The organism is Sphingobium sp. D43FB (assembly GCF_002312805.1).
GTDB lineage: Bacteria > Pseudomonadota > Alphaproteobacteria > Sphingomonadales > Sphingomonadaceae > Sphingobium.
Map to the genome: position 1 here is coordinate 49,542 of NZ_NMUA01000008.1, position 21,666 is coordinate 71,207.

Genomic DNA, 21,666 nt, shown 5'->3' on the forward strand with positions numbered 1-21,666 from the left:
TTCGGGCCAACGTCCCGCAGCCAAATCGGGACGAACGGGGAGTAGGATGATGGACTTTATTTCCATCCTGTCGGTTTTCGTGCTGGCATGTTTCGTCGGCTATTATGTGGTGTGGTCGGTGACGCCCGCGCTGCATACGCCGTTGATGGCGGTCACTAACGCCATTTCATCTGTCATCATCGTCGGTGCGCTGGTCGCGTCGGCGGAGGCGGGGAGTGCGGCGGCCAAATATCTGGGGCTGCTCGCGGTGGTCTTTGCATCGGTCAACATCTTCGGCGGCTTTGCGGTCACTGAGCGGATGCTGGCGATGTACAAGAAGAAGGAGCGCAAGTGATGCATGAGATCGCACAGATCCCATGGGGCGTGAGCCTCGCTTATCTGGTCGCAGGCGTCCTGTTCATCCTGGCCCTTCGTGGCCTCTCCAGCCCGGCCACCAGCCGTCGCGGCAACCGTATGGGCATGATCGGCATGGCGATTGCCGTCGCCACCACGCTTTATACCCATGATGTGGTGAGCCTGCCCGAAATCATCGGGGCTATCGTCATCGGCGGCGGCATCGGCTTCATCATCGCACGGCGGATCGCGATGACCGACATGCCGCAGCTTGTCGCGGCGTTCCACAGCCTGGTCGGCATGGCCGCGGTGCTGGTGGGCGCAGCGGCGTTCCTCAACCCTGGAGCGTTTGGGATTCTGGATGCCGTGACGGGTGAAATCCATGGTGCCAGCCGCATCGAAATGGGTCTGGGCGTCGCCATCGGCGCGATCACCTTCTCCGGTTCGGTGATCGCCTTCCTGAAGCTCAACGGCAATATGTCGGGCAAGCCGATCATGCTGCCGGGGCGGCATGTCATCAACCTGGGCACGCTGGCGGCGATATTGGGCCTGATCGCCTATTTCGTGACCGATCAAAGCCCCTGGATTTTCTGGACCGTAACGGCGCTCAGCTTCATCATCGGCTTCCTGCTGATCATCCCGATCGGTGGGGCGGACATGCCGGTCGTGGTGTCGATGCTCAACAGCTATTCGGGCTGGGCTGCCGCCGCGATGGGCTTTACGCTGGGCAACAGCGCGATGATCATCACCGGCGCGCTGGTGGGATCGTCGGGCGCGATCCTGTCCTACATCATGTGCAAGGCGATGAATCGCAGCTTCATCAGCGTGATCGCGGGAGGCTTCGGCGCGGAGTCCGGGCCTTCGGGCGCAGGTGGGCCGGTTATCGACCGTCCCTACAAGCGCGGCTCGGCCGAGGATGCTGCCTTCCTGATGAAGCAGGCCGACAGCGTCATCATCGTGCCGGGCTATGGCATGGCGGTGAGCCAGGCCCAGCATGCGCTGCGCGAGATGGGCGACCTGCTCAAGAAGGAAGGCGTCAGCGTCAAATATGCGATCCATCCCGTCGCGGGCCGTATGCCAGGGCATATGAACGTGCTGCTGGCCGAAGCGAACGTATCCTATGACGAAGTGTTCGAGTTGGAGGACATCAACAGCGAGTTCGGCCAGTGCGACGTCGCCTTCGTCATCGGTGCGAACGACGTCACCAATCCGGCGGCCAAGACCGACAAGACGTCGCCCATCTATGGCATGCCGATTTTGGACGTCGCCAACGCCAAGTCGGTGCTGTTCGTCAAGCGCTCCATGGGCGGAGCGGGCTATGCCGGCGTCGACAATGAAGTCTTCTACATGGACAACACCATGATGCTGCTGGCCGATGCCAAGAAGATGGTCGAGGAAATCGTCAAGGGGCTTGCCCATTAAGCCAACCTCTCCTTCCCGTCATTCCAGCGAAAGCTGGAATCTCTCTTTTCTTTCGCTTCCAAGCAGGGAAGAAGTGAGATCCCGGCTTTCGCCGGGATGACGAAATAGGGGATAGCATGCACAAACTTGGCCTGATCGGGGGAATGAGCTGGGCGTCCACGGCGCGCTATTATCAGATCATCAACGAAGCGGTGCAGCGGACCAAAGGCGGCTTGCACAGTGCGCCACTGGCGATCGAAAGCCTGGACTTCGCGGCGGTGGCGCAATGCGTGTCGGACGACGATTGGGATTGCGCGTCCGTCCCGTTGGTGACGGCGGCGCGGCGGCTGGAGGCGGCCGAGGCGCAGGCGCTGCTGATCTGCGCCAATTCGATGCATCGCGTCCATGACCGGGTGCAGGCGGCTGTATCGATTCCGGTCATCCATATCGCCGACGTGGTGGGGCAGGCGATGAAGCGGGACGGCATCACCACCGCGGCTCTGCTCGGTACGCGCAATGTGATGATGGAGAAATTCTATCGTCAGCGGCTGGTGGGCCATGGCATGTCGCTGCTGCCGCCCGATCCCGCACTGGCCGACCGGATCAACCACATCATGTATGAAGAATTGTCGGCGGGGCGGATCAACAAGGATTCGCAGCGCTTCATGAAAAGCGCGCTGACCGACATCGCCAAGCAGGATGTGCAGGCGGTGGTGCTGGCCTGTACCGAGCTGGAACTGATCGTCGACGTGAAGGCCAATGTGCTGCCGATCTACGACTGCACCAGTATTCACGCGATGGCAGGCGTGGATTTCATCCTGGGGGAATGAAACAGGGCGGCGCGGCGCGCACCGCGCGGCGTTAGCGGAAAATATCGGGGAAGAGCGTCGTCATGGTCTCGATGCTGGGGCTCAGAATATGGGCAGGGTCCATTTCAAGCGGTATGGCGACGAAGTTCCAGACGCGCGCATCGACCAGCTCTGCGACGCTGTCATAGGCAAAGCCGAACAGGTCGAAAATGCGATAGCCCCGGCTGGTAACGAAGTTGAATATGTCTTCGGGCTTATAGTTGAAATAGCGCGGTGAACTGACATCCCATTCGAAGGTGATGATGGGATGATGTTTGAAGATCTTTTCGGCACCCAGGAAGGCGTGATATTCGGCACCCTCAATGTCGAATTTGGCAAAGCATAGCATGGCCGCGACATAATCATCGACCATGCTGTCGATGGTACGGACTTCGACCTTGATCTCCTCGACGTCCCCCGATGCAAGGATGGCACGGTTGGCGAGGCCGCTGAGGCCGGAGTCATTCATCTTGCTGAAGTAGAAGCTGGCCTCGCCCGCTTCGTTGGATACCGCGCACTGATGCAGCGTCAGGCGCGGGCGGAGATAGGCGCAATGCTGGTCCACGGTCGCCATGGTGCGCCGCGCCAGTTCGGGCGCGGCCTCGAACCCGATGACATGGCCGGCTTCGCCAACGGCCTCGCCCATCTGCATGAAATGGCCGCCATGGTTGACGCCGACATCCAGCATGGTGTCGCCGGGGCGGGCATGCGTCACATACAGGTCGCGTATCAGACCTTCCATATCGGGCCAGGCACCACCGTTCGCTGCCACCAACTGGTCTGCAAAACTGTGTCGATCCATCCGACCGGCGATGGAACTGGCGAACATAGAAATAGGCCTTATTATTGTAGGTCAGCCTTCCGGCTGTCGAGCGGGGCCTTCTTCACGCTGGTCGGAAACTTGTCAACGATCGTTCCGGCTCGCCCGTTTCGGCTCACCGCGTTGGCGTCCAGGTCTGGGTTTTGCAAAGGAACGCGATGCAACCCTGGACCTTCAAGGTGCCATTGGGGTTGCGGTTGATCTTGGACTTGTAGCTTTTGCCGCTTTCGGGATCGTAGATCGTCCCTTTCCAGATGTCGCCCGCATCGGAAAAGCCGGTCAGCAAGGGCAGGCCCACCAGCGGGCGCGAGCGTAGCGCAGGATCGCTGTTTTCCGCGTCGGTGTGCGGACGGCCGGGGGTGGGTTTGAGGATCTTTTCGATCTTGCCGCACAGGCTTTTGCCGCACGGTGCAATGTGGACGATCGCCTTGCCATCGACGGTGGTCCAGCGGCCGGTCACGGGCTGAGCGGCCTGGGCGGGCAGGGCCGAGGCGGCGGCCAATGTGGCGATGGTGAATGCGATGCTCTTCATGCGATCCTCTCTCTTTGTCTTGGGACCAGAGATAGGCGGGATGCGCGGTGCCCGCCACCGCCATTTAGGGCGGAAGCAGGCAGTTTGGCGCGAAACGCTACGGCATCGCGCAGCGCGTGGCCGCAATTTTTTAGAAGGCCTCGCTGATCGAGCAGGCCGCCGGACCCAGGATGACGACGAACAGGGTCGGCAGGATGAAGAGGATGAGCGGCACGGTCATGATCGCGGGCAGGCGCGCGGCCTTTTCTTCCGCGCGCATCATGCGATCATGACGAAATTCGGCGGAGAGGACGCGCAGCGCGGAGGCAAGCGGAGTGCCATATTTTTCGGTCTGGATCATGGTCGTCACCACGCCCTTGACTGCATCCAGCTTGACGCGGGTGGCGAGATTTTCAAACGCCATGCGCCGTTCGGTGAGGAAGGACAGTTCGATCGCGGTCAGCTGAAATTCGTCGCCCAGTTCGGGATAAGCCTTGCCCAGTTCGCGTGCGACCCGGTTGAAGGCGGCATCGACGGTCAGCCCCGCCTCGGCGCAGATGACCAGCAGGTCGAGCGCATCGGGCAGCCCCTTGCGGATGGCGGCGGAGCGCTTTGCAACCTTATTGTCGATGTAGAGGTCTGGCGCCTTATAGGCGAGTATCAGGGTGACCGCGAACGCAAAGAAGCGCTTCATCGGCCCCCATTCGGGCTGGATACCCACGACATAGAGCAGGGTGACGGCAAGCCCGCCGATGATGATCGGCATGAACATGCGGCCGAAGATCACAGCGACGGCAAGATCCTTGGACCGGATGCCGGCCTGGGCCAGCCGGATCTGGGCGTCCTTGAGCTGGTCGTCCTGCAAGACCTTCAGGCTCGACAGGAAGGAGCGCATATTGTCGGTCGTCTGGTTCTTCTTGACCAGGCTGGCGCGGCGCTTGCCGGTGGAGGCTGTAATGCCCGCCTTCAACTGTTCGCGCCGTTCGTTGAGCGCCTTGACCCGCTTGGCCATGGGGTCGCGCACGGTCATCACCGCATAAAGGGCAAAGAGCATGGCGAGCGTTGCCAGAGCGGCCAACAGGGTGCCGACGTCAGTGGCCGTCAGGCCAAACAAGGTGCCGGCTGGGGCAGGGGCGTCCATATCTTTTCTCCCGTCCCGATCAGATTTCGAAATTGACCATCTGCGCCATGATGAACGCGCCGATGCCCATCCAGCAGAAGCCACCTATGCCCACGACCTGCATCAGCGAAAGGCCAAAGAGGCCCGCCGGGTCCGGTGTGAAGAAGGGTTCCATATAGTTGAAGTTGATGTAGCAGATCATCCCGAACACCAGGAACGGCAGGGCGCCGATGATATAGGCCGATGCCTTGGATTCCGACGACATGGCGCGGATCTTGAGCTTCATCTGCGCGCGCTGACGCAGGACCGTCGCCAGATTGGACAAGGTTTCGGCCAGGTTGCCGCCGGTTTCCCGCTGGATCGACAAGGTGATGACGAAGAATTGAAATTCAGGCGTGCCCAGGCGATCGGCCGTTTCCTGCAACGCCTGTTCCATCGACCGGCCGATCTTGATCCGCTCGGTGATGAGCTTGAACTCTTCGCCCACTGGTCCCGGCACTTCGCTCGACACGATGCCCAATGTCTCCGCGATCGGCAGGCCAGACCGCAGGCCGCGCGTCAGCAGTTCCAGCGCATCGGGGAATTTGGCGGTGAACTGATTGACCCGCTTGGTGATCAGGCGGCCGACCCACCAGTGCGGCAGGCCAAGGCCCGCGGCGAGACCGAACATCAGCGCCATCAGCGGCGGAAAGCTGCGCAGCATCAGCAAGGCGGCAAGCCCCAGGAAGATGAACGCGCTGGCCGTCATATATTGGCTGAGCGTCCATTTCTTGCCGGTCATCACGATCCGCTTGGTCAGATTTTCCGGGTTGGGGATGAGCGAGACCAGCATCTTGGTTTCGATGGTGGTGGAGCGGTTGGAAATCGCCTTGCGCATGCGCGCTTCCAGCAATGCTTCGGCCGAATCGCTGTGACGGCCGCGGATCATCGCGACGCGGCGCTTGCGCGCCTTTTCCGGTGATGGCCCGGCAAAGGCGACGACGGCCAGGCCCATGAGGGTCGCCATCAACACCATGATCAGGATGAAATTGCCGTCCATTATCTACCCCGTCCTTCATGGGCTGCCGTCGCCACCGGGCGACCTGCGTCGTCAATCTTCCAGCGCGGCGGCCTTGTCCTTGCGTCGCGACGGCATCATGGCCCTGAAGTCGATTTTGCCGAGCAGGGAGTCGCCCTTTTTCACGGCAGATTTTCCACCGGATTGGGCCGATTCCGACTCTGCTGCGCCGACTATCTCTTCGAGCAGGCTGGAGCAGGCTGCCCCGATCTTGCTGCCCTTGGCGGTTTCGGCCAGCGTCTTGCCGAGCTTTGCCGCCTGCGATGCCACGCGCAGGTCGAAGGGAATGAGGACATCGACCTTGCGCTCGATCGACTGTTCGAAATCCTTGCGGCTGATCTCCGGCGATCCAGGGTGGACGCGGTTTGCGACCACGACGACGCGGCTGTTGGGTGCGTTCGTCTTGAGCCAGGACAGAATGCGGATCGTGTCGCGCGCTGACGCCAGCGTCAGTTCCGTCACGACCATCGTGACTTGAATCTCGCTGATCAAATGAGGGTGTTGGATCAGCATGGCGCGCGGCAGGTCGATGACGCTGCATTCGAAGACCGAGCGGAACTCCTCCAGCAATTGGTAGAAGGCGCCGCCATCGGTCAGCATCGGCTGGCTGATGGGGGCTTCGGCCGAGAGGATCGCTAGCGTGTCGCTAGCGCGGACCATGGCGCGTTCGATGAACAGACCGTCGATCCGGCTCGGATTTTCGATCGCGTCGGTCAGGCCACGGCCCGGCTCCAGGTCGAGCGCGAGCGCATCGGTGCCGAAATGCACGTCTAGGTCGAGCAGCGCGGTCTGGCGCTTCTTCTTGTCCGACAGCAACCAGGCAAGCGAGGTCGCCAAGCTGGACGCGCCAACGCCGCCGCGCGTGCCGATGACCGCGACGGCCATATGCGGCCGGTCCGGCGTCGCATCGCGCGGGGCCATGAACACGGCCTGCGCATTGGCCAGCGCATCGCGCAACTGGTCGGCGCCGAACGGCTTGAGCAGATAATCCTGAATGCCGCTGGCAACGAGATCGCGATAGAGGCGCACGTCGTTGACTTGGCCCGCCGCGATGACGACCGTGCCCGGCTCGCACACTTCGGCGAGGCTGTTGATGTCGTTGAGCGGATCGCCGCTTTCGGACATGTCGACGAACAGGATCTGGGGCGAAGCAGTGATCGACAGGCTCTGGACCGCATTGCGCATCCCGCCCTTGTTCACTTTTTCAGGCGCCCAGCCCATTTCGGCCGCCACGGCGCGAACCATGTCGAAGCTATGATCGTCGCAGACGAAGGCGTGGAACGGATCGCGTGGACCAGCCGCGCCGGGTTTCCAGGGTGCGTTCATGTTACTCGCCTCCTCCAGCCTGCATTTCCTTGAGTTCGCCAGCACCGGTCGGCGGCTTTTCGCGATATGTCGTGATGGCGCGGTTGGAGGTCGCCGTCCGCAAATTGCTGTCGGTGCCCTGGCCCCGGACCAGATCTTCGGGATTGGCAACCATCGCCGCCAGATTGCTGTTGACGCCGCAGCCATAATTGCTCGACGCGCCCAGGTTCATTTCGGATTCCTGCTTGGCCGACCAGTCGGGACAGCCCGGCACGGTTGCCGTGGCGCGGCGCACGACCAAGCGGAGCATGCCCTGCGGCGCGACGCCGGCCGCTGCCGAACTGTCGGTGCCGACCAGCAGACCCCGGCGCGCCGCCACGTCGGCGATGCCGTCATGCAGGGCGGGACCATAATAGCTGTCCGAGACGATCGCCACCTGATCGCCATAGCTGAGGCCAATGGAGGTGAACCAGTCGTCCAGGCGACGGGTTTCGGCGGGCGTCAGCATATCGCCAGCGCCAGCCTGCACATCATAGGTGTAGGCGGCGTAGCTGACGACCGGTTGATGAACCGAATCGACGCTGCGGTTCTGGCTATCGGTCACACAGGCTGTCAGTGGCAAAGCCATCAGGGCCAATACGGCCAGGGGCTTGCGCGATAGACGGGTCGGGAGAGGGGAGGTCATGTCGTTCGTCCTTCCGTCAGAAACTGAAGCCAGGGGCGGCCGCGCCGGATTTCCCGGCCTTGCGGCTGTCGGCGCTGGCAACGACCGGGGCCGGGGTCGCCATCGCCTGCGGGCCGGGGGTCGGCACGCTGCCACCGGGCGCGCGGGTCGGCATCGGCGCGCGAGCGCCGCTGACGCCGTCATGGCCCTGCTGCAGGAACAGACCCTGGCCCACATCCGCGTTGCGGAAGCCATCGGTCGGCAGGCGCACGTCCGATGCGTTCATCGGCTTCACCAGATAGGGGGTGACGACGATGACCAGTTCGGTCTCGCTGCGCTGGAATTGGCGCGATTTGAACAGGCTGCCCAGGATCGGGATATTGCCGATGCCGGGCACCTTGTTGATGCCGTTGCTGGTTTCATTGTTGAGCAGGCCAGCAATCATGAAGGCCTGGCCCGACCCCAGTTCCACCGTGGTTTCCGCGGTGCGGCTCTTGAGCGCGGGAACATCGGCATTGAGCGTGAAGTCGAGCGTCGACACGGTCGGGCGAACCCGCAGCGAAATGCGTCCATCGGCCAGCACGGTCGGCGTGAAGGCGAGTTGCACACCGTACTGTTTGAACTCGATGCTGTTGCCCTGCTGACCGTTGTTGATCGTGTAGGGATATTCACCGCCCGCCAGGAAGCTGGCGGTTTCGCCCGACAAAGCGGTCAGGTTCGGCTGGGCCAGCGTGCTGGCAAGGCCGCTCGATTCGGCGAGGTCCAACGCACCGGCAATGTCCATGCCCAGGATGCGGGCAACGCCGCCGAGGCTATAGCCGCCGTCCACCGGGTAATTGAAGTTCCAGAAACCTTCATCGCGGTTATATTCGGCAAAAGCGCGGGTGCCTCCACCACTCATACCGCTGACGCTGTTGCCTGGCCCAACACTTCTGTCGACAGTAGCAAAGTTGGTGCCGATCTTGTGCCCGACATCCTTGGCGACTTCGGAAATCTTGACCTGCAGCATGACCTGCAGCGGCGTTGCCATGCGCAGGCGGCTGACGACGGTCACATCCTTGCCGACGAAGGCCTGCGTCAGCCGTTCGGCTTCGGCCGCGTCTTCGGGTGCTTGGATCGTGCCGGTCAAAAGGACCATGCCGTTCATCTTGTTGACCGCGACCTGCGCGCCGGGCATCGCCAGACGCAGCATGTCGTCGATGCTGGTCAGGTTGTTGCCGACCCGCACCGTGCCGGAAAACAGCACCTTGCCATTGGTGGCGGTGGCAAAGACCGTGGTTTCCCCCGGCTTCTTGGCGATCAGATAGAGCTGGTTCTGTGAGCGGACATGCACGTCGACCACATTGGGGTCGCCGATCACCACATCCGACATCTTGGCACCCAGATTGACGACCCGGCTGCCGCCGACCGACATCAGGATGGCATTGTCCTGCGCGCTGGACGGGGCGGCGTTGACGGCCGTGCCGGGAACGGCGGTCGCCAGGATGGCAAGGCCGATGGCGAGGGCCGGGGCAGCGAGCGGCTTGACCGCGATGCGCCGTGCGAAGCTGTGCATGGTCTTCATCTTACTTCCCCCCGACCGGAACTTCGGTCACGTTGGTACCGCGGGCCACGCGGATGACTGGGCCTTTGAAGGCGACCGTGCCCATCGGTGCGCCATTGGCGGCGACCATCGGTGGCATAGGCGCTTCGGCCTTGGCGGGGACGGAACTGCGCTGATAGCGCGAGACGTCGGCGCCGGTGGAATAGGTGGCACCACGATCGACCGGGCGCGACGCGAGCTTTGCAAGCAGTGCCTTTTCAGCGTTCGGGCTGGCCCCATCGGGCAGTTCGACGTCGGTGCCGGCAATGGCCGCGTCCAGGTCCGAGGAATTGTCGGCGAGCGACCGCAGCGACAGCGACAGCGAGCCGACCGTCTGGGCAACCGCGATCTTCTCCGCAATCTTGGGCGTCACTTCGATGGTGACGTTGGAATAGGTCTGCACCACCGGCTTGCCGTCTGGCCCCATGGCATCCATGCGCTGGTCAGTGGCCAGCACGCGAATGTTGCGCAGGATGGTTTCCGACACGCGGAGCGGTTCGCCATCGCCGCCGCCAGCAACGCTCTGCGTCAGGACGAGGTCGATGCGATCGCCGGGGAAGACGAAGCCTGCAACCGAGCTTTGCGCCGAAACGGGCACGGTCACGGCGCGCATGCCAGCGCCAAGGGCGGCGGCCAGGAAGCCCCGGTCGCCCGGCTTGACGAGGCCACCCTGGGTCAAGGGCTGACCAGCCGAGATGGCGGTGCGCACGACGCTGCCTGCCAGCTTGACCGGATCGGCCTGCCCCTTGAGATAATAGGCCTGTTCGATCAGATCCTTGGGCCATGGCTGGAAGCGGAAACTTTCCGCATCGAGGATGGTGCCGACGGGCAAGGCCTTGGTCGCAACCAGCACATGGGGCTGATCCGCTTCGGTTGGCATCGACGAGGCGGTGGCCTGCGGCGTGCTCGAAGAACTCAACATGTTGCGTGCAAGCAAGGCTGTAGTGACTGCTATAATAAGCGCCCCCACCAGCAGCACGATCTTCTTGGCATCCATGACGAAATTCGCCTCCCTCAAGCGGCTACACTGCCCCCAGTGCCCTACTCATCCCGTAAATTGGTTAAGATATCGTTGGCCAAGGTAGCAGCCACAAAGCGGCGAGCGAGATCGCCACGCCATAAGGTATTTCGGGCTGGCCCAGCCGCCGGGTCATGCGGTGATGGATCACCGTTATCAGGGTGACGAGACCGCCCAGCAGCGCCATCAGCACCAGCAGCGAGATGACCGCCTGCCAGGGAAACCATAGCGCCAAAGCGGCGAGCAGCTTGACGTCACCGCCGCCCATCATGCCCATCGAGAATAGAGCGGCGAAGAGGATGAAGACGATGCCGCCCACCAGTAGTTGCACCCCGACATCGGGCCACAGGTTGAGGCCACAGGCGATCCACCAGAGCGGCGCGAGCGCGGCGATGACGAAGTTGAGCCGGTTGGAAATGATCCGCGCGCGCAAATCGGTGATCGCCGCCGCAATCAGCAGCGCGCCCAGGGCGACGATCAGCGCCAGCCGGAAATATTCCCCTAACATGGGCACTATTCCCTAGACCTGATGACTTACCAAACCGTAACCATGCGGTTCATGGATTCGCCCCTTTCTCCGGCTCCGGCCTTCGACACACCGGTTCTGGACCGGCGCGCCTGGCCAATGGGCGGGCGGCTGGACTATTGGACCGCGCCTGACGGCTGGCCGATTCGCCGTTACCAGTTGGGCAGCGGCGCGCGCGGGCGCATGCTCGTCATGGGCGGGCGCGGCGACATGATCGAAAAATATCTGGAGGTCATTGCCCATTGGGCGGCGCGCGGCTGGGCCGTCACCAGTTTCGATTGGCGCGGGCAGGGCGGGTCGGGGCGTCTGACGGATGACCTGCTCTGCGGGCACATCGACGATTTCGCCGATTATATCGCCGACCTGCGCGCCCTGGCCGACGATTGGCGGGCGCAGGGTAGCGGGCCAAGCGCGATGGTGGCGCATAGCATGGGCGGGCATATGCTGCTGCGGGCGCTCGCCGAGGGGATGACGCCACCCGATGCAGCGGTTGCCGTTGCGCCGATGCTGGGCCTGCACAGTGCGCCGCTGCCACGCTGGCTGGCGGTGATGGTCGCACAGGGGATGATCCGGCGTGGCAAGGGGCGGCTGCGTGCCTGGACGCAGAAGGAGGATTCGGAGCGGCAGCGGCGAATGCGACAGAAGCGCCTGACGCATGACCCGGAACGCTATGCCGACGAACTATGGTGGCGCGACCATAGTCGCGAGATTGCCCTGGGGCCGCCAAGCTGGAACTGGGTCGCGCAGGCGCTCGAATCGACGCAAGCGCTAAGCGAAGGCGACGGCCTCACGCAGATCGACGTGCCTTTGTTGATATTGGCGACGCGCGTGGATCAGCTGGTGTCCACCCCCGCCATCCGGGCGGCGGCGGCCCGCATTCCGGGCGCGCAACTGCATGTCTATGGGCGCGAGGCGGCGCATGAAATCCTGCGCGAACTGGACGGGGTACGTCTGGATGCGCTGGGGCGGATCGATGCATTTTTGGATGAGGCCGCCCGGTGAGCCTGCCCGATATCGTGATTGTCGGTGGCGGGATGGCGGGGGCCAGCCTGGGTGCGGAACTGGCGGCGCATGGCCGCGTGCTGGTTTTGGAGATGGAGCGGCAGGCGGGCTATCATGCGACCGGCCGGTCCGTGGCCTTCTGGGAAGAAACCTATGGCGGCCCGGCGGTCCAGCCGCTGACCACGGCATCGGGACCAATGCTGGCGGCCCCCGATCCCGACTTTCATGACGGCAGCTTCCTGTCGCCGCGCCGCACCCTGCATATCGGGCGGGCTTCGGATGAAGCTGCGCGCGATGCGCTGATCGCGGATTTTGCGGGCAGGGTGGATTTGCAGCCGGTCGATCCGGCCGCCTATGTGCCGGGACTAAGGCCCGAATGGACGCTGGGCGTGATGGAGGCGAGTTGCCGCGATATCGATGTCGCGGCGCTGCATCAGGCCTGGTTGCGGCAATTGCGTCGGCGCGGCGGGACGATGCAACTGGGCGCGCGGCTGATCAGCGCACGGCGCGAAGGAGGCGGCTGGCGGATCGAGACGGCGGACGGGCCGCTGGCCTGCGGTTTGATCGTCAATGCGGCGGGCGCCTGGGCGGATGATGTCGCGCAGGCCTGCGGCGTCGCGCCGGTCGGGATCACACCGCTGCGGCGGACAGTGGCGCAATTGCGGGTGCCATCCTTGCCTTCGCCCGACCTGCCGTTGGTGATGGATCTTGGCGGTGGCTTTTATTTCAAGCCGGAAGGGCGCGACCGTGTGTGGCTGACCCCGCATGACGAAGTGCCCTCACCACCCTGCGATGCTGCGCCGGAAGAGATGGCCGTTGCGCAGGCGGTGGCGCGGTTCGAGGCGGTGGTGGACTGGCCGGTGGCGGGGATCGAGCATCGCTGGGCCGGGCTGCGCAGCTTCGCGCCCGATCGCGCGCCGGTCTATGGCTTCGATCCCGACATGCCGGGCTTTTTCTGGTTTGCGGGGCAGGGCGGTTTCGGCATCCAGACGGCACCGGCTGCTGCGATGCTGGCGGCAGCCATCATCCGGGGGGAATCGTTGCCACAAAGCATTGCAGGGATCGACGCCGCTGCCTATTGTCCAGGACGGTTTCGTTGACGCAACGAGTCTGGAGACGGAAAATGGCGCATAAATTCGTGATCGAAAAGAACAAAGCCGGTGAGTTCGTCGCCAAGTTCAAATATAATAGTGAGACGATATTCTGGGCCGAAGGCTATGCCAGCAAGGCAGGGGCCAGAAATGCGATTGAATCGGTGCTCAAGAATGGCCCTGGCGCATCGGTCGAGGAAGCGGAATAAAGCCAGAGCTCAATCGCGCGGCTTGTGCTTTGAAATCAAATAGCGCCACACGCCCACGGCGTTGATGACGAGCAGCGCGACATTCTGCCAGCCAATCCCCTCGCTATCCTCGGCCAGAAAGCCCCAGCCGATCAACGCGATCGAGCTGGTGACGAACAGCACGAAGGCCCAGCCGGTGATCCGTCGGCCAAGGTTCAGTGAGACGATCAAGGCCGCCAACGTGGCGGCGCCCGCGCCATAATATTGCAGAGCGGTGAGGATGGTGTCGGACATGGAACTTTGAACGCCGGGCCAGCGCCATGGTTGCGATCAGGCAGGCAGCGGCCTAGGCAGACGCGCATGATCGCCAGCATCGACCCGTTCCACGCCATCGCCATCAGCCGCGAAGCCCATGCCCTCGAAGCGCAGGGCCGTTCCATCCTGCATATGGAATTCGGCCAGCCATCGACCGGCGCGCCTGCCGCCGCCATCGCCAGGGCGCATCATGTGCTGGATACCGATCCGATGGGCTATTGGGAAAGCCAAGCGCTCAAGGAGCGGATCGCGCATCTTTATGCCGAACGGCATGGCGTTTCGGTGGAGGCCGAGCAGGTGCTGCTCACCTGTGGCGCGTCGCCGGGTCTGGTGCTGGCGCTGACCAGCCTGTTTGCGCCCGGCGCGCGGGTCGCGACGGCCCGGCCGGGCTATGTCGCTTATCGCAACACCTTGAAGGCGCTCTATCTGGAACCGGTCGAGGTCGGATGCGGCCCGACCGAACGTTACCAGATTAGCGCCAAGGCGCTGGCGGCGATCGATCCCGCGCCCGACGGTTTGATCCTGGCCAGTCCGGCCAATCCCACCGGCACCATCATTCCGGCCGACGAACTGGCACGGATCGCGCGGGTCTGTGCCGATCGCGGCATCCGCATCGTGTCGGATGAAATCTATCATGGGCTGAGCTTTGGTGAGCCGGCCCATTCGATGCTGGAATATGCGCCCGACGCGGTGATCGTGAACAGTTTTTCCAAATATTTCAGCATGGCCGGATGGCGGCTGGGGTGGATCGTCGTGCCGCCCGCCCTGATCGACGCGGCGCGGGCACGGATGGGCAATCTGTTCCTGACCCCGCCGGTGCTGGCGCAGCAGGCGGGGCTGGCAGCGTTCGATTGCGCCGACGAGTTGGAGGCGCATGTCGAAACCTATCGCCGCAATCGGCAATTGCTGCTCGACGCGCTGCCCGCGCTGGGGCTGGCACGGATCGCGCCGCCCGACGGGGCCTTCTATATCTATGCCGATGTCGGGCATCTGACGCAGGACAGCCTTGGCTTTTGCCAGCGGCTGTTGCGCGAGACGGGGGTGGCCACCGCGCCGGGGATCGATTTCGATCCGGTCGATGGGCATCGCTTCATCCGCTTCAGCTTTGCGGTGTCGACCGACCGGGTCGAGGATGCGATCGCGCGAATGATCCCCTGGTTCGCGGCGCAGCGCCGCGTTTAACCCCGCGTCCGGTCGAACGTCGCCATCTCATAGGCGATCGACGCTTCGACCAGGTGCTCCCACAATTCAGCGACGATGTCGGCGGGCGCACCCAGCCGCTCCGCCTCGGCGCAGGCATTGGCGATGACCTGCGCCTTGCGAGCCTCGTCGCGCACGGCGCTGCGATCGGGCTTGATGCGGGCCGCGGCGCGCATATGGGCAAAGCGCTCGGCAAGCAGGGCGACGAGCTGGCGATCCAGCGCATCGACGCCCGCGCGCACCTGCGCCATGGAGGTATAGTCGTCAGGGTTCATGAGTGCCGGACTAAGCCGCGCGTCCAGCCGTGTCGAGGGTTGACATACCCGGCCCTTCTCTCCATAGGCGCGCCTTCGCGATTGGTCCCGCATCCCGGTGAAGCGGTGGCCCTGCCCCTGAGTGTTTCGACGCAATACGGACGTAGGCGATACCGGGGTAACGTTGTTAGCATATCGAAGGAATTATCATGACGAAGCGCACAAGCGCCAAGTATAAACTCGACCGTCGCATGGGCGAGAACATCTGGGGCCGTCCTAAGTCGCCTGTCAACAAGCGCGAATATGGTCCCGGTCAGCACGGCCAGCGCCGCAAGGGCAAGGTGTCCGACTACGGCATCCAGCTGCGCGCCAAGCAGAAGCTCAAGGGCTATTATGGCGACATCACCGAGAAGCAGTTCAAGAAGAACTATTTCGAAGCGAGCCGCATGAAGGGCGACACCGGCCAGAACCTCATCGGTCTGCTGGAACGCCGCCTGGACGCCGTTGTCTATCGCGCCAAGTTCGCGCCGACCATCTTTTCGGCCCGCCAGATCGTTTCACACGGCCACATCTATGTGAACGGCGTGAAGTGCAACATCGCGTCGCGTCTGGTGAAGCCGGGCGACGAGATCACGCTGGGCAAGAAGGCGCAGGAAATGGCGCTGGTGATGGAAGCACAGGCCCTGGCCGAGCGCGACATCCCCGACTATGTCGCACCCGACGGTGCCGCCAAGGTCAGCTATGTCCGCGTACCGACGCTGGACGAAGTGCCCTATCCGGTGAAGATGGAACCGAACCTGGTCGTCGAATTCTATTCGCGCTAATCGGTTTTCCGACAGACTTACGAAAAAGGGCGGTTCCGCAAGGAGCCGCCCTTTTTCTATCTGGGGCTATTTCCCCGCCGCCAGCAGGAAGTCGGCGCTCTGCTGGAGCATGTCGGCGCGCGCATCGCTGTCGTTCAGGCTGTGCGCCAGCCCGTCATAGATGACCAAGCGGCTGCGCTTGCCCGCGCCTTCCAGTTTGCCTTGCATGATTTTTGCCTGGCTGATGTCGACATTGCCGTCGTTTGTGCCGTGAAACATCAGGACCGGGGCGCGGAACTGCGCGGCATGGCTGGATGGCGAAGCGTCTTCGGCCTCCGGGCCAGTGCCCATGCGCTGCTGCTGAACGAGGTAACTGCTGTCATATTGCGCGCGGCGCAATCGATCGCCGAAATCCGTGACGGGCGCGATGGCGACCACCGCCTTGAACAGATCGGGGTCGATGACCTGCGCCTGCAGCGCCGCATAGCCGCCATAGGACCAGCCCGCGATGGTCAGCTTCGCCGGGTCGGCAATGCCCTGTGCCACCAGCCATCGTCCGGCGTCCACGACGTCGCCGATCGCCTTGCGCCAGGATCGATAGCCATTTTGCATCAGCCATTGTTCGCCAAAACCATAGGAACCGCGAAACTGCGGCTGGATGACGGCGAAGCCGCGTGCCGCATAATATTGCACCAACCAGTCGAAACCCCATTCGTCCCGCGACTCCGGGCCGCCATGGGGCAGGACGATGGCGGGCAGACCCTTGGCGCTTTCTTTGCCGGGCGGCAGCGTCAGATAGGCTGGGATCGTCACCCCATCGCTTGCCTTGAAGCTCGTCGATTGCATCGTGGCCAGTTGGCGGCCAGCCAGTTCGGGGCGATCCGGCATCAGGGGTGACAATTTGCGCGCCGTCCGATCGAACAGATAATATTGGCCCGGATCGATGTCGCTACCGGCCCATACCAGCACCCGCTGCCCATCGCTGCTCATGTCGCCGATGTGAACAGCCTTGCCACCCAGCGCCTTACCCAATGAGGTAACAAGAGAAGCTGCGTCTTTGTCGAAATACACGGCTTCGCGATGCTCCAGCACATAGCTGACGCCCACGACCCGGCGGTCGCGGCCGACCCGGATCAATCCGGTCACGTCGACTTGCGGATGGGCGAAGACGACTTTCTTTTCCTGGCCGGGGTCAAGCGCGATCGAGACCAGCGCGTCGCGACCGTTTGTCTTTTCAAAGCCATAGGCGATATTCTGCTGCGGATCGACGGCGAGGGGATAGAAGCCGCTATTGTCGCGCACGTCGTAGGTCGAAAGGTCGTCCCAGCCCGACTTGCCTTGTGGGCGATAGAGGAATTTATAGGTTCCCTTGGAATAGCCGGTTCCCTTGATCTCCTGCAGTCCCATGATCCGAACTGTACCGACGCCGTCCGAAATATAATCGACTGCCAATTTGGCCGGTGTTTCAACCCGTTTCCCGCTGCCACTGCGGGTGTCGATGCGATCGACGCCGAGCCCCTCCAGTCGCTTTTCCACAAGGCTGCCGATCTTGGCTTCAGGGACATAGGATCGGGTCATCAATATCGCGCCGTCTTCGCCAGGCAGCAGATCGACGATGTCACCCCCGCGAAAATCGGCATGCAACGCATTCTGGCCCCGCCGCTGGCTCAGCAGCTTGGCATTGCCACCCGAAGCATCCATCGCAAAGATATTGCTGAAACCATAGACGTCGTCGGCATAGCGGCTTTCGCCATAAATCTGGCAAGCCAGTCGATCGGTCGCGACCCAGTCGCAGCGGGTGAGATATTCCGGTTTGCCGGTAGTGCTGGCCGCCACCGTCAACTCTGCGCCTTCCTTAGCCTCCAGCACATAGGCGCGGCTTGTTCGTCCCGGCCCGGCCGAAATCAGCGCGATTTTCTGGCCATCGGGCGAAATGCTGGCGGAAATCACGGTTTCGCGCGCGCCAAAGGCCTTGGCGAGGGCATCAGGCGGGGTTTGCGCCAGCGCGACCGGTGCGGTTCCGGTGGCCAGCGCCGCCATGATCATTGCCCTGCGATATCCGATCATGCCCATTCACTCCCCCATTGCCCCAGTAACAAATGGCTAGGCGAGCGCTGCAGACTTGGCAACGGCCTTGCTTGCCCTGTGTCCCGCACAGTGGCATCACCCTGCTATCACAAGAATAAAGGGTGCCTTTCATGCGTAGCTCCATCGCGGCGATTGCCGCCGTTCTCGCCCTTTCCGCCTGCGCCACCGATGGCATGGATGCGCCGCCCGTGTCGGTCGCTGCAGCGCCAAATGCCGCCGAGCCGTCGATCGATACGATGAAGCGGTTGGTGCGGGAAATGTCGTCCGACGCCTATGAGGGCCGCGCGCCTGGCTCTGCGGGCGAGGAGAAGACGCTGGCGCTGCTGGTGGCGGAGTTCAGCAAGCTGGGGCTGAAGCCTGGCAACAAGGGCAGCTGGTTTCAGGACGTGCCCTTGGTCGAGATCAATGCCAGGAATGTGTCGCCGCTGACCTTCACCGGCGGCAAGAGCGCGGTCAGCGCGACCTATGGCCCCGAAATGGTGGTCGGCACCTATCGCACGACCCAGCCGAGCATCGCGGTCAAGGACAGCCCGGTGGTGTTCGTCGGCTATGGCATCAACGCCCCCGAAAAGGGGTGGAACGACTATGCGGGCGTGGATGTGAAGGGCAAGACCGTCATCATTCTGGTCAATGATCCCGACTATGAGGCGACGGGCCTGACCGGACCCTTCAATGGCCGGGCGATGACCTATTATGGCCGCTGGACCTATAAATATGAGGAAGCGGCGCGGCAGGGCGCGGCTGCCGCGATCATCGTGCATGACACGGTGCCTGCCGCCTATGGCTGGAACGTGGTCCAATCGAGCTGGACGGGCGCGCAGCATGTCGCCGACAGTGCGGACGGCAATGCCAAACAATCTTCGGCGATCGGCTGGATTCAGAAGGACAAGGCGGCGGCCCTGTTCGCCAGCGCTGGGCTGGACCTGACCGCGCAGATGGCGGCCGCCAAGCAAGCTGGGTTCAAGGCGGTGCCGCTGGGCGCGGTCAAGGCGTCGGTGTCGTTCGACAACGACCCGCGCAAACATAGTTCGAAGAATGTCGTCGCGCTGCTGCCCGGCAAGACGCACCCCGATGACTATGTCCTCTACAGCGCGCATTGGGACCATCTTGGCCGGTGCCAGGCCGCGCCCGATGGCGATGACATCTGCAATGGCGCGGTCGACAATGCGACCGGCACGGCAGCGCTGGTGGCGCTGGCGGAGGCCAATGTGAAGGCAGGGCCGACCGATCGCAGCCAGTTGTTCCTGGCGGTGACGGCAGAGGAATCGGGGCTATTGGGGTCGGCCTATTATGGCAGCAATCCGGTGGTCCCGTTCAACCAGACCGTTGGTGGCGTGAACATGGATGCGCTATCGGTCGCGGGCCTTGCCAAGAATGTGGTGGTGATCGGCAAGGGCAAGTCGCAACTCGACGCCTATCTCGACCGCGCCTTGGCCGCGCAGGACCGGGTCGCGACGGTGGAGCCGACGCCGGAAAAGGGCTATTATTATCGCTCCGACCATTTCAGCTTCGCCAAGCACGGCCTGCCGATGCTCTATTTCGAGGGCGGCGAGGATCTGGTCAATGGCGGCACGGCGGCGGGCATGGCCGCAGCGGAAGATTATACCAAGAACCGCTACCACGGGCCAAAGGATGAATATGATCCCAATTGGGACTGGACCGGCGTGCTGGCCGACCTGAAGCTCTATTATACGGTCGGGCGCGATCTGGCGAATACGACCGACTGGCCCAATTGGGTGGATGGCGACGAATTTCGCGCGATCCGCGACAAGGATCGGGCAGGGAAATAGTCAGTCAACAAACCTCCGTTCGTTTCGAGCGAAGTCGAGAAACGCTGGCACCGCGTTTCCGCTTCTCTACTTCGCTCGAAACGAACGGCGATTTTGTGCGTCACTCACCGGCCGGGGCATAGGTCCAGTTCTGCGCCCGGCTGCCGTCCATATTCGCCGTTTCGGCCATGAGTAGGCGCCCCTCCCGCCAGTAGCGGATGCGTTGCGGATAATCATGGGTGGGATTGGCAAAGCTGATGTCGCGCACCCCTTCGGCTATCGCAGGGAAAATGGTTGCAGGACCACCTTCGGGGGCGCCGTGGAATGCGAGCGATCCGTCGGCTGCGCGAACGATGCGCATCACTTCCCAGGATTGCAGCTTTTCGCCGCGCCCGGTGCGTCCCACGCCGATCATCACGCCGCCGCGCGGCAGCGTCCACACTTCCTCGCTCCAGCGATCGTCGCGCTTCTGCACCCATTCCCCGGTCAGCCAATCGGGCAATTCGCCTGCGCTGCCGTGGACGGGCAGCGCCAGCAGCAGCGCCGCTATGATCGTCGAAACTCTTCTCTTCATGGCTCCCGCCCTCTGTCCAGACCCGATCCGGCACGCTATGGAGCGCGCCTAACGCCCGCTATCACGGATCGGCCTTTCCGCCGAGTAAGGACGACATTGCATGACTTTTCGTATGCCTGCCGAATGGGCACCGCACGACTGGACCTGGATCGGCTTTCCGACCAACGCGGATGAATGGCCCGGCGCATTCGATGCCGCCCGGACGCAGATCGCCGCCTTTGCCAACGCGCTCCATGCGGATGGACGCGGCGAAGAGGTGCGGCTGGTCGTCGCGAACGAGGGGGATGCCGACGCCGCGCGCGCCTTGGTCGCGCCCGGCGTGTCGATCGTCGTGCAGCCGCTGGGCGACGTCTGGCTGCGCGATACCGCGCCTATCACCGTGCTGAACGGCAAGGCGCGGGCTTTGGTCGATTTCGGCTTCAACGGCTGGGGCGGTAAATATCAGATGGCGGGCGACGAAGATATCGGCGCACGGCTGGCGGCGACCACCGGCTTGCCGACATCGACGCAGCAGTGGGTGTTCGAGGGCGGGGCGGTCGATACCGATGGCACCGGCCTGTTCGTGACGACCGAACAATGTTTGCTCCACCCTAATCGCAATCCGGACCTCGACCGCGGCAAGATCGAAACGCTGCTGGCCGGGAGTCTGGGCCTCTCCGACATGCTGTGGCTGGGTGACGGATTGCTGAACGACCATACGGATGGGCATGTCGACAATCTGGCGCGCTTCGTTGGCGAAGGGCTACTGGCGCTACCGATCGCGACGACGGAGGATGATCCCAATGCGGCAATCTACGCCGATGCGCGCGCGCGGGCGATCGCGCATGGGGTCGAAGTGATCGACATTCCTTCGCCGGGATTGGTGCTGGTTGATGGCGAGGCCGTTCCAGCGAGCTATATGAATTTCTATGTCGGCAACGCGGCCGTCATCGTGCCTATCTATGGTCAGCCCAATGATCAGGCCGCGCTCGATACGCTCGCGCCCTTCTTTCCGGGGCGGGATATTGTCGGGCTGCGCAGCGATGCCATATTGTCCGGTGGCGGCAGTTTTCATTGCTGCAGCCAGCAAATGCCAAGTGTTTAACATCAACCGTTCGGGCTGAGCGAAGTCGAAGCCCGCGCCTGAGCGCAAGCGAAGGCACCTCGCTATCGCTCGGTGGAGCCCTTCGACAGGCTCAGGGCGAACGGAGAAACAGA

At 63.1% G+C, this 21,666-nt stretch carries 22 protein-coding genes and 1 pseudogene; 10 read left to right on the forward strand and 13 right to left on the reverse strand.

The window, feature by feature from the left end; genetic code table 11:
* The first annotated feature begins 49 nt into the window (after positions 1-49).
* The 3 genes from SxD43FB_RS08865 to SxD43FB_RS08875 all read left to right on the forward strand — a co-directional run bounded on the left by SxD43FB_RS08865 (position 50) and on the right by SxD43FB_RS08875 (position 2,564).
* Positions 50-334 carry a proton-translocating transhydrogenase family protein gene (locus tag SxD43FB_RS08865; RefSeq protein WP_006950157.1) on the forward strand — a complete coding sequence of 95 codons (285 nt, stop codon included), beginning with the start codon at positions 50-52 and terminating at the stop codon, positions 332-334.
* The gene (locus tag SxD43FB_RS08870) at positions 334-1,755 is read left to right on the forward strand and encodes an NAD(P)(+) transhydrogenase (Re/Si-specific) subunit beta (RefSeq protein WP_037476580.1); all 1,422 of its coding nucleotides are present in this window, start codon (positions 334-336) and stop codon (positions 1,753-1,755) included. Before SxD43FB_RS08865 ends, SxD43FB_RS08870 begins: the two co-directional genes overlap by 1 nt.
* A gap of 116 nt (positions 1,756-1,871) precedes the next feature.
* On the forward strand, positions 1,872-2,564 hold the full coding sequence (locus SxD43FB_RS08875) for an amino acid racemase (protein WP_096061872.1): 693 nt from the start codon (positions 1,872-1,874) through the stop codon (positions 2,562-2,564).
* Positions 2,565-2,595: 31 nt separating this feature from the next.
* On the opposite strand, the gene SxD43FB_RS08880 is transcribed toward SxD43FB_RS08875, so the two are convergent.
* From SxD43FB_RS08880 to SxD43FB_RS08920, 9 genes and pseudogenes are all read right to left on the reverse strand, one after another.
* Positions 2,596-3,411 carry an FkbM family methyltransferase gene (locus tag SxD43FB_RS08880; RefSeq protein ID WP_037476582.1) on the reverse strand — a complete coding sequence of 272 codons (816 nt, stop codon included), beginning with the start codon at positions 3,409-3,411 and terminating at the stop codon, positions 2,596-2,598.
* 106 nt (positions 3,412-3,517) lie between these two features.
* Positions 3,518-3,934: a DUF2147 domain-containing protein gene (locus SxD43FB_RS08885; RefSeq protein WP_069066267.1), complete on the reverse strand. Its 417-nt coding sequence runs from the start codon at positions 3,932-3,934 to the stop codon at positions 3,518-3,520.
* Positions 3,935-4,064: 130 nt separating this feature from the next.
* Positions 4,065-5,054, reverse strand: coding sequence for a type II secretion system F family protein (locus SxD43FB_RS08890; RefSeq protein WP_096061873.1), 990 nt, complete (start codon positions 5,052-5,054; stop codon positions 4,065-4,067).
* A gap of 19 nt (positions 5,055-5,073) precedes the next feature.
* The gene (locus tag SxD43FB_RS08895; protein ID WP_096061874.1) at positions 5,074-6,072 is read right to left on the reverse strand and encodes a type II secretion system F family protein; all 999 of its coding nucleotides are present in this window, start codon (positions 6,070-6,072) and stop codon (positions 5,074-5,076) included.
* A gap of 51 nt (positions 6,073-6,123) precedes the next feature.
* Entirely contained in the window at positions 6,124-7,416 is a 1,293-nt protein-coding gene (locus SxD43FB_RS08900) for a pilus assembly protein CpaE (protein WP_096061875.1), read from the reverse strand.
* Between the two features lies 1 nt (position 7,417).
* Positions 7,418-8,080: a CpaD family pilus assembly protein gene (locus tag SxD43FB_RS08905; protein ID WP_096061876.1), complete on the reverse strand. Its 663-nt coding sequence runs from the start codon at positions 8,078-8,080 to the stop codon at positions 7,418-7,420.
* 16 nt (positions 8,081-8,096) lie between these two features.
* On the reverse strand, positions 8,097-9,623 hold the full coding sequence (locus SxD43FB_RS08910; RefSeq protein WP_176482725.1) for a type II and III secretion system protein family protein: 1,527 nt from the start codon (positions 9,621-9,623) through the stop codon (positions 8,097-8,099).
* Position 9,624: 1 nt separating this feature from the next.
* On the reverse strand, positions 9,625-10,638 hold the full coding sequence (cpaB, locus tag SxD43FB_RS08915) for a Flp pilus assembly protein CpaB (RefSeq protein WP_096061877.1): 1,014 nt from the start codon (positions 10,636-10,638) through the stop codon (positions 9,625-9,627).
* Positions 10,639-10,686: 48 nt separating this feature from the next.
* Positions 10,687-11,167: pseudogene (locus SxD43FB_RS08920) on the reverse strand (prepilin peptidase).
* Positions 11,168-11,218: 51 nt separating this feature from the next.
* Between SxD43FB_RS08920 and SxD43FB_RS08925 the strand changes: the two are divergent.
* From SxD43FB_RS08925 to SxD43FB_RS08935, 3 genes are read left to right on the forward strand one after another with little or no spacing between them, the layout of a single operon-like run.
* Positions 11,219-12,187, forward strand: coding sequence for an alpha/beta hydrolase (locus SxD43FB_RS08925; RefSeq protein WP_096061964.1), 969 nt, complete (start codon positions 11,219-11,221; stop codon positions 12,185-12,187).
* A complete protein-coding gene (locus SxD43FB_RS08930) occupies positions 12,184-13,287 on the forward strand; it encodes an FAD-dependent oxidoreductase (protein WP_096061878.1) in 1,104 nt (367 codons plus the stop codon). The genes SxD43FB_RS08925 and SxD43FB_RS08930 overlap by 4 nt, the downstream gene beginning before the upstream one ends.
* 23 nt (positions 13,288-13,310) lie before the next feature.
* Positions 13,311-13,487 (forward strand): DUF1508 domain-containing protein, encoded by a 177-nt coding sequence (locus tag SxD43FB_RS08935; RefSeq protein WP_096061879.1) that lies wholly within the window; start codon positions 13,311-13,313, stop codon positions 13,485-13,487.
* A 9-nt stretch (positions 13,488-13,496) separates the two neighbouring features.
* On the opposite strand, the gene SxD43FB_RS08940 is transcribed toward SxD43FB_RS08935, so the two are convergent.
* Positions 13,497-13,760 carry a hypothetical protein gene (locus SxD43FB_RS08940; RefSeq protein ID WP_096061880.1) on the reverse strand — a complete coding sequence of 88 codons (264 nt, stop codon included), beginning with the start codon at positions 13,758-13,760 and terminating at the stop codon, positions 13,497-13,499.
* 66 nt (positions 13,761-13,826) lie between these two features.
* Between SxD43FB_RS08940 and SxD43FB_RS08945 the strand changes: the two genes are divergently transcribed.
* The gene (locus SxD43FB_RS08945; RefSeq protein WP_096061881.1) at positions 13,827-14,963 is read left to right on the forward strand and encodes an aminotransferase class I/II-fold pyridoxal phosphate-dependent enzyme; all 1,137 of its coding nucleotides are present in this window, start codon (positions 13,827-13,829) and stop codon (positions 14,961-14,963) included.
* Here SxD43FB_RS08945 and SxD43FB_RS08950 read toward each other — a convergent pair.
* On the reverse strand, positions 14,960-15,256 hold the full coding sequence (locus tag SxD43FB_RS08950) for a chorismate mutase (RefSeq protein ID WP_096061882.1): 297 nt from the start codon (positions 15,254-15,256) through the stop codon (positions 14,960-14,962). The two genes, SxD43FB_RS08945 and SxD43FB_RS08950, sit on opposite strands and share 4 nt — an antisense overlap.
* 188 nt (positions 15,257-15,444) lie before the next feature.
* Here SxD43FB_RS08950 and rpsD point away from each other — a divergent pair, with 188 nt between their 5' ends.
* On the forward strand, positions 15,445-16,059 hold the full coding sequence (rpsD, locus tag SxD43FB_RS08955) for a 30S ribosomal protein S4 (protein WP_037476595.1): 615 nt from the start codon (positions 15,445-15,447) through the stop codon (positions 16,057-16,059).
* 66 nt (positions 16,060-16,125) lie between these two features.
* Here rpsD and SxD43FB_RS08960 read toward each other — a convergent pair whose 3' ends face one another.
* The gene (locus SxD43FB_RS08960) at positions 16,126-18,084 is read right to left on the reverse strand and encodes a S9 family peptidase (protein WP_096061965.1); all 1,959 of its coding nucleotides are present in this window, start codon (positions 18,082-18,084) and stop codon (positions 16,126-16,128) included.
* A gap of 152 nt (positions 18,085-18,236) precedes the next feature.
* On the opposite strand from SxD43FB_RS08960, the gene SxD43FB_RS08965 reads away from it, so the two are divergent.
* Positions 18,237-19,916 carry a M28 family peptidase gene (locus SxD43FB_RS08965; protein ID WP_096061883.1) on the forward strand — a complete coding sequence of 560 codons (1,680 nt, stop codon included), beginning with the start codon at positions 18,237-18,239 and terminating at the stop codon, positions 19,914-19,916.
* A gap of 100 nt (positions 19,917-20,016) precedes the next feature.
* Here the strand turns inward: SxD43FB_RS08965 and SxD43FB_RS08970 are convergent, their stop codons facing one another.
* On the reverse strand, positions 20,017-20,469 hold the full coding sequence (locus SxD43FB_RS08970; protein ID WP_096061884.1) for a DUF6265 family protein: 453 nt from the start codon (positions 20,467-20,469) through the stop codon (positions 20,017-20,019).
* 100 nt (positions 20,470-20,569) lie between these two features.
* On the opposite strand from SxD43FB_RS08970, the gene SxD43FB_RS08975 reads away from it, so the two are divergent.
* Positions 20,570-21,553, forward strand: coding sequence for an agmatine deiminase family protein (locus SxD43FB_RS08975; protein WP_096061885.1), 984 nt, complete (start codon positions 20,570-20,572; stop codon positions 21,551-21,553).
* The last annotated feature ends 113 nt before the right edge of the window (positions 21,554-21,666 follow it).